We start from the raw sequence: 11,921 nt of genomic DNA on the forward strand, positions 1-11,921 counted from the left end.
CACTACACCTGGGTTTCCGGGGTGGTGACGAACAGTTCGAGCTCGTCCGTCAGGCGGAGCTGGCAGGACAGCCGCGAGTTGTCCTCGCGGTCCACGGCGGTGCCGTAGAGCATCTCGTCCTCCATGTCCTCCATCGCCGGGAGTTTCGAGAGGCAGTCCTCGCGGACAAAGACGTGGCAGGTGGCGCAGGACAGCGAACCTCCGCATTCGGCCACGATGCCGGGGACGCCGTTGCGCACTGCGGTTTCCATGACGGAGTCGCCGGGATTGCCCCGGACGTCGCGGACGTCGCCCTCGGCGTCGGTGAAATGAACCGTTGGCACTGGTTCTCCTTGGGGTTGAAGTCGGAAAGTTGGCAAAGCGGGCAGAGTCAGATGAACTGGCGGCCGCCGTCGACCACCATGGTCTGCCCCGAGTAATAGGAACTGTCCGGCCCGGCCAGGAAGAGCGCCGCGCCCACAATGTCCTCCGGCTGGCTGGCCCGCTTGATCGCTCCGCGATCCACACCGTAGTTCTCGGCGTTCTCCATGAGCCCGTAGCTGGCCTCGGTGAGGGTGAAGCCGGGGGCGATCGCGTTGACCGTGATCCCCCGCCGGCCCAGTTCCTTGGCCATCACCCGGGTCAGGGCCACCACGCCGCCCTTGGAGGCGACGTAGTGCAGCCACTGCTCCGAGCCGCTGAAGATCGTGGCGCTGGAGAGGTTGATGACGCGCCCGCCCTCGGGCAGGTAGGGGCTGGCGGCCCGGGTCACGAGCCACGGACCCTTGAGGTTCACGTTCATCACCAGGTCCCATTCGGCCGGATCGATGTCCTCGAAGGGGCTGCGGGTCACCCCCGCGTACACCGCGGCGTTGTTCAGCACGACGTCGATGCTCCCGTTGCCGAAGTCCGCGCAGCTTTTCGCGAGGGCCTCGGTGGAGCCGACGCTCGTGACGTCGGCGTGGAAGGCGGCCGCCTCAGCCCCGGTGTCGAGGACCAGTTTGGCTGTTTCCTCCGCACCGTCGAGGTTCACGTCCGCCACCGCCACGCGGTAGCCACGGCGGCCGAAGCCGAGCGCGAATGCCCGGCCCAGTCCGCCGGCGGCACCGGTGATCAGGACGGTGCGGGCGGGTTGGACCGCCTGTCCGGCCGGTCCCGGCTGGCCGGCACCGGCATATTCCTCAGCAGGCATATTCGGGTCAGACATGGCTGTGGCTGTGCGCACTGTGACTGTGGGCCCCCGGCCCCGCGACCTGCAGCTCCGGTTCCTCAGCGTCGAGAATCTGGACGGTGCCCCTGGTCCCGTCCACCCGCAGCCGCTGGCCGGTCTTGATCGTGGTCGAGGCCGAGCCGGTGCCGGTCACGGCCGGGAGGCCGTACTCGCGGCAGACGATCGCGGCGTGGCTCATCATGCCGCCGATGTCCGTGACCGTGGCCTTGATCTTGCCGAAGATCGGACCCCAGGACGGTGCCGTGACGGTGGCCACCAGGATCTCCCCCTGCTGCACCTCGGAGAGCTGGTCCGCGTCGGTGACCACGCGGGCCAGGCCTTCGACGACGCCGGGCGAGGCTGCCATGCCGCGCAGGCCGCCGCCTTCCACCGCTTCGCCGGCACCCAGCCACTGCTGGACCTGCTCGGTGGTGATGCCCCAGAGCATCCGGGTGAAGGGCTCGGTGATGATCTCCGGCGGGGTGTTCAGCGCCGGGGCGGGCCGGGCGGTCTTGAGCGCGTCCACGATCCCGCGGCGGCGTTCGATCTCCTCCGGCCAGTAGTCCGGGCCGATCGGTTTGGCGCCGACGCCCCAGCCGGTGACCAGGTCGAAGAGCGCGTCGCGGACCTCGTTGCGTCCCAGGTAGAGCAGGTCGTCCGGTTCGGTCCAGAAACCCTCGGCCTGCATCATGCGGCTGAGTTCGCGGATCTTGCGCCAGAAGACGCCCATGGTCCAGTGCTCGATGTAGAAATTGTGGTTTTCCACGTACGGGTAGGCGGTGGCGGCGAGCCCGCGCTTGGCGTCGAACAGCGCCTGGTTTTCGCCTTCCAGCAGGTCGCGGTATTCCTCGATGATGCGGTCGCGTTCAATGATCAGGGCCTCGATCGGGCGCATGATTTCCTGGCCCTCGTCCACGCGGCGGATGTAGTCCGCGATGTAGCCGAGCGGGATTTCCTGGTGTTCGTTCCAGTACTTGTCGTGGCCGTAGAAGCCGTTGCCCACGGTGAAGTTGAACCACGGGTCCTTGGCGGCTTCGTATTGGGCCGTCCAGCGGTCCCCGCCGGGGGCGGCGGCGATGGCAGCCAGGGTGGCGCCGACGTCGTCCGTGTTGCCGAAATGCGCCCGGAGCCGGAGTTCGACGGCGAGCTTTGCGAGCTGCTTGAGCTCGTCATCGGGCCTGAAGAGTTCCATGTCCACGCCCTGCACCATGGTGGCGATGGACTGGTCAGGGATGTTGGGGAAGACCTGCTTGCAGAAGTTGAAGAAGTCCAGGTAGGCGATGTAGCCGAGGTTGAGGAACTCGAAGTGGTACTGCCAGTTCTGGTACGCCAGCTGGATCAGGCGGTCGTAGCTCTCCAGCAGCTTCTCGGAGCCGTCCTTGCCCTTGCCGGAGAGGATGTCCTCCATCGGGACCACGTCCGGGAGCTTCGGGAAGGAGATGGTTTCCATCTCGTCGATGGTGCCCTTGACCTTGACGTGCCACTGCTTGAGGAGCTGGTCCCAGTTCTGGAAGTAGTGGCCCACCCGCTGCTCGAACAAGGGCACACGCGCGGCGATCTGGTCCTCCGGCACCGGGATCGGCGACATGTAGAGGTAGCCGAGGTGGACGCGGAACTCGATGCCGTTGGCGTTGGGGATCATCAGGTGCCGGGCGTTGTACTGGCCCAGGCATTTGACCGCGAATTCGCCGCCGATGGTCTCGAAGGGCTTGAACACGGTGGGCCAGTGCTGGCTGTCGCAGAACCAGAACTTCGCGTCCTCCTGCTCCTTGAGTTTGTCCTGGAAGACCAGGTAGTAGGGATAGATCTTTTCCCAGCCCTCGGCGCCGGCGGGGACCGGAAGCTCGGAGGGTTTGGGGAAGGATTTCAGGGACATGGCGGTCCTTTCAATACGGGCTCGGCGTTGAGCCTGGGTGACAGAGCGGACGAGCGGGTCAAAATTTCCTAGAAGGTGGGCTTCAGCAGCGAGGCGGTGATGCTTCCGAGGTTGAAGCCGGACGCGGTCGACGGCGCCGGCCCGGCCGCCGTCGGCGTCGTGGAACCGGGTGCGGGCGCAGCGGGCGCGGGGCTGAGTCCGCTGAAGTAACCGCCGGCGGCCGCCGAGGACGGGACAACCGGTTTCGAGGAGTGGACGGTTTCCGGGCGGGACTGCAGCAGGAGCAGGTTTTCGCCGTCGGGCAGGTCCGTGTCGAGGGCCCATTCGATGTCCTGCGGGCACTTATAGTGCTTCTCGGCGCGCTTGGCCATCTGCGCGACAGCGGTGAGTTCGGCGTCGGTGAGGCTGCGGCGGCCGCGGCGTTCGGCGTCGACCTCACGCTCGACGAGGCCGCGGACCCCCGCGACCGGGATCAGTTCGGCGTGCTTGTCGCCGAGGTGTTCGTTGATGACGGTCAGGGTGACCTTGTCCAGCATGATGTTGTCCGGGGTGACCTGGCCGGAGACCACCATCTCGCCGACCCCGTAGGAGGAGTCGATGGTGATTTTGGAGCGGTCGCCGTTGGTGGGGTCCATGGTGATTGCGACGCCGGAGACGCGGGCGTTGACCATCTTCTGCACCACGACGGCCATCGACAGGCCCTCGTTGGGGATGTTGTTCTTGAGCCGGTAGATGATGGCGCGGGAGGTGAAGAGTGAGGCCCAGCACTGCCGGATGTGTTCGGTGACGGCCTTGACGCCGTCGAGCCAGAGGTAGGTGTCCTGCTGGCCGGCGAAGGAGGCGTCCGGCAGGTCTTCGGCGGTGGCGCTGGAGCGGACGGCTACCGGGACGGGTGCGTCGAAGCGGGACATCAGGGACTCGTAGGCCCCCACGGTGAGCTCGCGCATGGTCTGCGGCACCGCCCGGGAGCAGATGTCCTCGCGGATGGCGGCGGAGACCTTGTCCACCTGGCCCATGTCCTCGGGGTCCAGATCGGCGAGGAGCTGGTGGATGTGCCGGGTGATGCCGGCCTCCTCCATGAAGGCGTCGAACTGGGCGGTGGTGACCACGAAGCCGGGCGGGACGGGCATGCCGGCGGAGGTCATGGTGACCAGCGAGGCGCCCTTGCCGCCGAGGTTCTCGAGCTTCGGCTCGATGCCGCCGTCGAAGAACTGGATGTATTCATTGCTTTGCATATTTCTCAGGCCTTCCAGCTGACGGGGACGGTCTCGGGGACGCGGAAGGAGAGGTTTTCGCGGAAGGTGATGGCTTCCGGCTTCTCCAGCTGCAGTTCCGGGGCGAGCCGGGCCACTTCCTCGAGGGCGATTTTGGCCTGGAGCTTGGCGAGCATATTGCCCAGGCAGTAGTGGATGCCGAATCCGAAGGAGAGGTGCTCGCGGGCGTTGGGGCGGGTGATGTCGAAGTCCTCGCCGGCGTTGAACTTGTCCTCGTCGCGGTTGGCGGAGCCCATCAGGAGCAGCAGCTGCGCGCCCTTTTCGATCGCGACGCCGCCGACTTCGGTGTCTTTGAGGGCCTTGCGCCGCCAGCCCACGATCGAGCCGGCGTAGCGCAGGACCTCGTCGATGGCGGCGGGGATCTTCTTGGGGTCCTCGACGAGCTGCTTCCACTGCTCGGGGCGGGCCAGGAGTTCGCGGAGGGCGTTGGAGATCAGCGTGGTGGTGGTCTCGTGGCCGGCGAAGAGCAGGCTGTAGAGGACTGAGGCGATCTCGTGGTCGGAGATCTCGGCGCCCTCCTGCTGCGACTTCACCAGGTCCGCGGTGAGGTTGTCGCCGCCTTCCTCGTGGGCCACCTTGACCAGGCGGAGGCATTCCTGCCAGTACTCGACCAGGTTGTGGGCGTGCGGGATCTGTTCCTTGTCGCTGAGGTCGCCCCAGGTCATCGCGGCACGGGAATCGCTCCAGCGCTTGAAGGTGTCCACCTGGGAGACGTCCGCGCCGATCAGGGTGAGGATGGTGATGGTCGGGACGTCGTAGGCGAGGTCTTTGACCATGTCGCCGCGGTGTTCCGGCCGGGCCAGCATCCTTTCGAGCAGTTCGACGACGTTCTGCCGGATGAAGGGTTCCAGCGCCTTGTAGCGGCGGGGCGTGAAGGCCTTCTGGACCACGGCGCGGATGCGGGTGTGCTCCGGCGGGCGGCGGGCGGACAGGCCGGAGTAGGCGGTGAAGCCGCCGTCTTCCATGATCTTCTTCGCAGCGGCGCCGCGTTCGCGGACCGGGGCCTGGGCATTTTCGCTGGAGAAGGTCTCCCAGTCCTCGAAGACGGCCTTGATGTCGTCATAGCGGGAGACGACATAAAGGCCGACCCGCTCGTCGAACATAACGGGCTGCTCGGCCCGAAGTTCGGCGTAGGCGGGGAAGGGATCCTTCATCTGGAACGGCTCGTAGCCGTGGTGCCCGGCGGGGGCTTCGGCGCCGTGGCCAAAGGGACAGCGGCCGGCCGTTTCAGTCGACGATGACATCTGGGCTCCTTGGTTTTCGGTCCTGCCGGCAGCGTCAGTGCATGCCGGGGGTTCTTATTTCCCAGTGTGGCCCCGATCACTCCCGGAGGGCAGGGCTTTCTTCCGCTGAGTGGAAGCCAGTTGTTTCCGCCTTGCGGCAGTGCGGCTGCTGGCCGCGGTCCGGGGACCGCGCCTGCTCAGTCCGTGCCGGCGACGTGGCTTCCCAGCAGCGTTTCCAGCGGGATCCGGGCCGTGGCGCGCTCAATCTGGGCGGCGATGCCCCGCAGGACCGGCAGGTGCCGGGTCATCGTGGCGGCCTGGCTGGTGGGCAGTACCAGGCCGATCGAGGCGCCGATCCTGCCGGTGTGGAAGACGGGCACCGCGATTGAGCAGGAGCCCAGCCGGACCTCCTCCAGTGTGGTGGCGTAGCCCTGTTCACGGAACTGGGTCAGCTCGGCGGCCAGCTTTTTGGGGTCCACGTGGGTGTGGGCGGTGTGCCGTTCCAGCTGCCGGTTCAGGTACGCATCCCGGACCCAGTCTTCCTCGAAAGCCAGGATGACCTTCCCGACGGCGGTCGCGTGCATGGGCAGCCGGCCCCCGACCCGGCCGGCGCGGGGTACCCGCTTGGACCCGTAGACGCGGTCGATGTAGAGCACCTCGTGGCCGGCCCTGACCGCCAGATGGGCGGTTTCGCCGGTGAGCGAGAAAAGGTCCTGGATGTAGGGCCGGGCCGCGTCGCGGAGCTGCCGCCCGGTGTTCTGGGCCAGCTCCCAGAGCCGTATGCCCAGCTGGTAGCGGCCGTTCGGCTCGCGGGAGAGGAATCCCCAGTCGGTGAGCTCGTTAACCAGGCGGTGGGCGGTGCTCAGTGGCAGCCCGGATTTTACGGCGATATCGGTCAGGCTCAGGGCACCCCGGGACTTCTCGAAGGCCTCGAGGATGGCGAGGACCTTCGAGGTTACGGTCCTGCCGGGTTCACGGCTGCCGCCGGCCATCCTGACCTCCTTGTCGCGGGCTTGTTGCGGGCGCTGGACGCGTTCCTTCGCGTCACAAGACCCGGCCGCCGCCCGGATTCGAGTCTAGTCCGCAGCCATCGTCGGCGCGGCAAGGCTAGTCTTCAATAGACTCGCCCGTCAGGTACCGCCGGGCCGCACAACAGAAACCAGGCACATATGATCCTGACCCCCGGGGGCTTTGAGTCCACCGCCCGGTCCTACGTCCTGCGGGGCGCCCTCCTGAGCGACGGTGCGTGTGCCTCGGACTCCGTGGTGGCGGTGACGCGTGGCCGGATTGCATACGCAGGACCCGCCAGCGGCTACGATGCGGCGCATTTTCCCGCTGCGCAGGAAATCCCGCTGCCGCACGGCAGCTTTCTTCTGCCCGGGCTTGTGGACCTCCACTGCCATGGTGCTGCCGGCGGCGGATTCCCGACCGGTGACGACGCGGCCTGCCGGGAGGTGGTGGACTTCCTGCACCGCAACGGGACCACCACGCTGCTGGCCAGCCTCGTCACAGCCTCCGGCGACGAGCTGCTGCGGTCGCTCGGCGTTCTCAAGGCGCTGGCCGCCGACGGGCTCATCGCGGGCATCCACTCCGAAGGGCCATTCCTCTCGCACGCCCGCTGCGGCGCGCAGAACCCGCGCTGGCTCCGGGACCCCGATCCTGACCTGCTCCGGCACATGCTGGAGGCAGCCGGCGGGACCCTGAAGACGATGACCTACGCTCCCGAGCTTCCGGGCGCCGGCGAGCTGGTCCGAATGCTCACGGAGCACGGCGTCACCCCCTCGCTGGGCCATACCGATGCCGATGCCCGGACCACAGCCGCCTCCCTGTCGAACGCCGCGGACCTGATCGGCAGCGCCCCGGGAAGTTTCGGACCGCAGGCCAGGCCCACGGTGACCCACTTGTTCAACGGCATGCCGCCGTTGCACCACCGGAGTCCCGGGCCGGTCGCAGCCTGCCTGCGGCTGGCCTCCGCCGGGTCCGTCGTCGTCGAACTCATCGGTGACGGGGTCCACCTGGACGCGGAGACAATCCGGATGGTCTTTGACCTGGTCGGAGCCGGGAACATCGCGCTGGTGACGGACTCAATGGCGGCCACGGGCCTGCCCGACGGCGACTACGTGCTGGGCCCCTCCGACGTTGTGGTGCGAGGCGGCGTGGCCACCTTGCAGAGCAACGGCGCCCTCGCCGGAGGAACGGCCACCCTGCTGGGGGTTGTCCGCAAGACCATCGCTGCAGGGGTCAGCCCGGCCGATGCCGTCATGGCCGCAACCCTGGTCCCCGCCCGCGTCCTGGGCCTGGAAACCGAAATCGGCAGCCTCCGCCCCGGAATGCGGGCCGACATCATCGCCGTCGACCAGCATTTCGAACTGGCCGCCGCCCTGCGCGACGGGCAGATCCTGGGCTTCCCGGACTGCTGACTTATAGACGCACCGGATGACCGCCAAACAAGCAACGCGGGGTCACTTGGCGCCCATCCCGAGGCCTCGGATGGGCGATAAGTGACCCCGCGTTGGGGTTGTGGGCAGTCAGGTCAGGCGGAAACCCGCTCCGCAACACTGGGCTGGGCTACGCGAACCGGCGGCACGCCGTCGCCGTCCTGGCCGTACAGCCAGTCGTTGTACCGGAAGTCGTTGTCCTTCCGGCTCTTGAAGAGGAGGTTGCGCAGCGTCCGGGCCAGTCCGGAGACGTGCCAGGATTCGCCCCAGACGCGGGCGGTGCGCTGCACCCGGGCCGTGCGGCCGGCGCGGAGGTTGTTGAATTCCCTGATCGCCCCGTCCCAGGCTTCCGGGTGGACGCCGTCGGCGGTGAAGACGGTGCCGTTGCTGACGTCCTGCAGCACGGCGGCGTCCTCGAGGGCCTGGCAGGCGCCCTGGGCGAGGTACTGGAGCATCGGGTGCGCGGCGTCGCCCATCAGCACCATCCGGCCGGCGACCCAGTTTTCGATCGGGTCGCGGTCGTACATCGGCCAGCGGATGCCGGTGGCCAGATTCTTGAGTGCTTCCTGGACGGCCGGGACGCAATCCTTGTAGGCAGCCTCAAGCTCGTCCACTCCGCCGTACTGCTCTTCGCCGCGCTCAAAAGAGGCGGACTTGAAGACGGCGACGGTGTTCAGCAGCTCGCCCTTCCGCAGCGGGTACTGCACGAGGTGGCAGTCCGGGCCGAGGTAGACGATGACGTCCTCGAGATCGGTCTTGGGCGTGTCTTCGGTGATCGGCACGGTGCCTCGGTAGGCGACATAGGCCGACGGGACCGGCTCGTCATCGGCCACGAGCGGACGCAGGGTGGACTTGAGTCCGTCGGCGCCGATCACGACGTCGGCCTCGTAGTCCACTCCGGCTGCGGTGTGGGCCACGCCGCGCCCGTTGACGGTTTCGACGCTCTCCACCATGACGTCGTTGACCAGCGTGACGCCGGCCGCCTCGCAGCCCTCGAGCAGGACCCGGTGCAGGTCGCTGCGGTGGATCACGACGTACGGGGCGCCGTAGCGGTCCGCGAATTCCCCGTTCAGGGTCTGGCGCGTCAGCTCCTCGCCGGTGACGGCGTCGCGGAAGACCAGGTGCTTGGGCTGGACACCAATTTCCAGTGCCTTTTCCAGCAGTCCCCAGCGCTGGAGGACGCGGGAGGCGTTGGGGGCCATCTGCAGCCCCGCGCCGACCTCGCCGAATTCGGGGGCACGTTCCACGAGGGTGACGTTGGCGCCGTTTTCACGCAGTGCGAGGGCTCCGGCCAGTCCGGCCATTCCCCCTCCGATGACGAGGACTTCGGTGGACGTGGCGTGCTCAGACATTGCTTGCTCCTTGGGAGATTGAGGGGGAGATTGAGGATTTTGATTTGAGTTTGAGGCCGACGGCGGCGAGCAGGACCGCGGCGATGGCGGCTGCACCGGCAAAGGCGAGGAAGTTGGAATTGACGCCCAGCCCGGCGGCCAGCAGGAGCCCACCGACCTGGGGTGCGGCGACGGCGCCGATGCGGCCCGTCCCCAGCGCCCAGCCCAGCGCGGTTCCCCGCAGGTGTCCGGGATAGTGGCTCGCGACGGCGGCGATGATGAGGCACTGCGTGCCGTGGGTACCGACGCCGGCGAGGACGAGCATGAGATACACGACGGTGACCGACGGTCCTGTCACCAGCACCATCAGGGCGCCGGCGGCGACGGCGGCGGCGGCAATGGCGGTCGGCACCGGGCCGAACCGGGTCCCGGCCCAGGCGGTGATGACCGAGCCGGCCACGGCACCCAGGTTGAGGGCCAGGGCGAAGGTCAGGGCGGACCCCAAGTTGTAGCCGGCCAGCTGCATAAGGTTGGGCAGCCAGGTGCCCAACCCGTACCAGGCGAACAGCGTGGCGATGGTCGCCGTGGCGAACAGCAGGCTGACCCCCAGGTACGGGGCGCGGAGGAGGGAGGAGAAACCGGACGGTTCCTTGACCGGGTTGGCCTTGCCGGCTGCCTTGCGGGCGGCCTTGTCAGCTGCGCTGACCGGGGCCAGGGTCTCGGGAAGGTATTTCAGTCCAAGCGGCACCACGATCACCAGGGCCAGCACGGCCACGAGGAACATGGACTGCCAACCGTAGGCGGGGATCAGCTGGATGCCGACGAGGGCGGCGATGGATCCGCCGATCGGAACACCGGACATCATCAGGGTGGCAATGGTGGAGCGCCATTTGGTGGGGACCAGTTCGGCAACGAGGGCGTTCGCCGAGGGCACCAGGCCGCCGAGCCCGATGCCGGCGAGGAGCCGCAGGGCGCCGAAGACGGCGGCGTTGGGGGCGAAGGCGCACAGGACGGTGAAGATCGAGAACACGATGGCGCAGCCCAGGATGGTGCGGCGGCGGCCCCACGAGTCGGCCATGCGGCCGGCGAAGATCGCCCCGATCATCATGCCGAGGAAGGCCATGGACCCGATGGTTCCGGCGGTGGCCTTGGTCAGGCCCCAGCCGGTCTCGGAGATCAGGGAGGACTGGACGGTGCCGTAGACGATGAGGTCGTAGCCATCGAAGACCACCAAAAGCCAGCAGACGAAGACGGCGAGTGCCGAGCCTTTGGAGAACCGTGACGCGGGCCCATCAGCGGTGGGGGCAGGAGCCCCAGGCGCAGACCGGTGCGGCGCTGCAGCGGAAGGTGTGTGATTCATGCCACTAACTGTCCTAGCGGCCGCAGGTGAACCACAATACAATTCTGATGTGCAGAACAAGCCAGCGTCCAAGTCGGCCCGGAAGCCCGTGCAGAAGCGGCCGACCTACTCCATCGAGGCGGTCGACAACGCGCTGCAGCTCCTGCAGCTGCTCCGCGACGGCGGGACGCTGCGGCTCAAGGACGCCGCCGAGGAGCTGGGGGTTGCCCCGTCCACCGCGCACCGCCTCCTGGCCATGCTGGTCTACCGGGGTTTCGCCGTACAGGACGAGACCCGCCGCTATGTGCCCGGTCCGGCCATGGGCGTCGGGCCGGCCGGCCTGAGCTGGACCAGGCTGCTCCGCTCGCTCGCCCAGCCGCACATGGAGCTGCTCTCCGCGCAGCTCAACGAGACGGTCAACCTCATGGTGCGGGTGGGGACGAAAGTGCGCTTCCTGGCCACGGTGGAAGGAAACAATGTATTGCGGGTGGGTGACCGGCAGGGGACCGTGATGCCCGCCAACAAAACCTCCGGCGGCAAGGCCATGCTCGCCGAGCTGGAAACCCATATGATCGAACAGCTCTTCCGCAGCAACAACGCGGAGATTGGCGGGGACACCATTCCGGCGACGGAGTACCCCACGTTCCTGCGCGAGCTTGAAGCCATCCGCAACAACGGCTTCGCGGCCAATTTCGAGGGCACCGAGGATGGTGTGAGCGCCCTTGGAATGGCCCTGCACAACCGGCACGGGCACGTGGTCGGCGCGCTCAGCGTCGCCACTCCAGCGACCCGCTTCCGCAGGGTGTTCGACGGCGGCCTCGTCCCGGCCCTGCGGGAAACCTGCCGGCAGTTGGAGATCGATATCGCGGCCAATCCCGCCGAGCCGGACTAGGCACCCGGCCGCGCGCCCGGCGCGGCTGCGGCGGAGCGCGCGGCAGGTACGCGGGGGGCCGGTCAAACAATTCTGACCAGCAGAATATGTTGGGGGTCACACTGCCGCCTCCGTAGAGTCGAACTACGCCAAAGAATTGTTCTGACCTACCGAGGAGGCCCACGTGTCCATCAGCGCCGAGAACACGACTCACGAATCAGTGGCCGCAGGGCACACTGCTCCGGAGCCCACGCCCGAGGAAGCCGCCCAGCTGCAGGAGCTGTACCGGGATTTTGACCGGGAGAACCTGATCCCGCTCTGGACCGAGATCGCTGACCTGATGCCGATGGTTCCGACGCCCAGGGCGGTGCCCCACATCT

Annotated in this window: 10 protein-coding genes and 1 pseudogene; 3 read left to right on the forward strand and 8 right to left on the reverse strand. The window is 67.6% G+C overall.

Features of this window, described 5'->3' with window-relative positions; translation table 11 throughout:
- Window positions 1-2: 2 nt before the first annotated feature.
- From AC50YC_RS13230 to AC50YC_RS13255, 6 genes are all read right to left on the reverse strand, one after another.
- A complete protein-coding gene (locus AC50YC_RS13230) occupies window positions 3-323 on the reverse strand; it encodes a 2Fe-2S iron-sulfur cluster-binding protein (protein WP_494953961.1) in 321 nt (106 codons plus the stop codon).
- Window positions 324-370: 47 nt separating this feature from the next.
- Window positions 371-1,186, reverse strand: a complete 816-nt coding sequence (locus tag AC50YC_RS13235; RefSeq protein WP_494953962.1) for an SDR family NAD(P)-dependent oxidoreductase — start codon at window positions 1,184-1,186, stop codon at window positions 371-373.
- A complete protein-coding gene (locus AC50YC_RS13240) occupies window positions 1,179-3,065 on the reverse strand; it encodes a PEP-utilizing enzyme (protein ID WP_494953963.1) in 1,887 nt (628 codons plus the stop codon). Before AC50YC_RS13240 ends, AC50YC_RS13235 begins: the two co-directional genes overlap by 8 nt.
- A 68-nt stretch (window positions 3,066-3,133) precedes the next feature.
- Entirely contained in the window at window positions 3,134-4,300 is a 1,167-nt protein-coding gene (locus tag AC50YC_RS13245; protein WP_494953964.1) for a PEP/pyruvate-binding domain-containing protein, read from the reverse strand.
- A gap of 5 nt (window positions 4,301-4,305) precedes the next feature.
- The gene (locus tag AC50YC_RS13250) at window positions 4,306-5,583 is read right to left on the reverse strand and encodes a cytochrome P450 (protein ID WP_494953965.1); all 1,278 of its coding nucleotides are present in this window, start codon (window positions 5,581-5,583) and stop codon (window positions 4,306-4,308) included.
- Between the two features lie 176 nt (window positions 5,584-5,759).
- A complete protein-coding gene (locus AC50YC_RS13255; protein WP_494953966.1) occupies window positions 5,760-6,554 on the reverse strand; it encodes an IclR family transcriptional regulator in 795 nt (264 codons plus the stop codon).
- A 177-nt stretch (window positions 6,555-6,731) separates the two neighbouring features.
- Here AC50YC_RS13255 and AC50YC_RS13260 point away from each other — a divergent pair, with 177 nt between their 5' ends.
- Window positions 6,732-7,982 carry an N-acetylglucosamine-6-phosphate deacetylase gene (locus AC50YC_RS13260; RefSeq protein WP_494953967.1) on the forward strand — a complete coding sequence of 417 codons (1,251 nt, stop codon included), beginning with the start codon at window positions 6,732-6,734 and terminating at the stop codon, window positions 7,980-7,982.
- Between the two features lie 113 nt (window positions 7,983-8,095).
- Here AC50YC_RS13260 and AC50YC_RS13265 read toward each other — a convergent pair whose 3' ends face one another.
- Window positions 8,096-9,352 carry an FAD-dependent oxidoreductase gene (locus AC50YC_RS13265; RefSeq protein ID WP_494953968.1) on the reverse strand — a complete coding sequence of 419 codons (1,257 nt, stop codon included), beginning with the start codon at window positions 9,350-9,352 and terminating at the stop codon, window positions 8,096-8,098.
- A complete protein-coding gene (locus AC50YC_RS13270) occupies window positions 9,345-10,691 on the reverse strand; it encodes an MFS transporter (RefSeq protein ID WP_494953969.1) in 1,347 nt (448 codons plus the stop codon). The genes AC50YC_RS13265 and AC50YC_RS13270 overlap by 8 nt, the downstream gene beginning before the upstream one ends.
- Window positions 10,692-10,740: 49 nt before the next feature.
- Between AC50YC_RS13270 and AC50YC_RS13275 the strand changes: the two genes are divergently transcribed.
- Entirely contained in the window at window positions 10,741-11,562 is an 822-nt protein-coding gene (locus AC50YC_RS13275) for an IclR family transcriptional regulator (protein ID WP_494953970.1), read from the forward strand.
- A gap of 163 nt (window positions 11,563-11,725) precedes the next feature.
- Window positions 11,726-11,921, forward strand: a pseudogene (locus tag AC50YC_RS13280) (cupin domain-containing protein); the annotation flags it as partial.

It is taken from the genome of Pseudarthrobacter sp. MDT1-56, assembly GCF_059383555.1.

Coding starts and splice junctions, on each gene's coding strand:
- AC50YC_RS13255 (WP_494953966.1), bottom strand. CDS start 6,554: ATGGCCGGCGGCAGCCGTGAACCCGGCAGGACCGTAACCTCGAAGGTC.
- AC50YC_RS13270 (WP_494953969.1), bottom strand. CDS start 10,691: ATGAATCACACACCTTCCGCTGCAGCGCCGCACCGGTCTGCGCCTGGG.
- AC50YC_RS13250 (WP_494953965.1), bottom strand. CDS start 5,583: ATGTCATCGTCGACTGAAACGGCCGGCCGCTGTCCCTTTGGCCACGGC.
- AC50YC_RS13265 (WP_494953968.1), bottom strand. CDS start 9,352: ATGTCTGAGCACGCCACGTCCACCGAAGTCCTCGTCATCGGAGGGGGA.
- AC50YC_RS13260 (WP_494953967.1), top strand. CDS start 6,732: ATGATCCTGACCCCCGGGGGCTTTGAGTCCACCGCCCGGTCCTACGTC.
- AC50YC_RS13245 (WP_494953964.1), bottom strand. CDS start 4,300: ATGCAAAGCAATGAATACATCCAGTTCTTCGACGGCGGCATCGAGCCG.
- AC50YC_RS13235 (WP_494953962.1), bottom strand. CDS start 1,186: ATGTCTGACCCGAATATGCCTGCTGAGGAATATGCCGGTGCCGGCCAG.
- AC50YC_RS13240 (WP_494953963.1), bottom strand. CDS start 3,065: ATGTCCCTGAAATCCTTCCCCAAACCCTCCGAGCTTCCGGTCCCCGCC.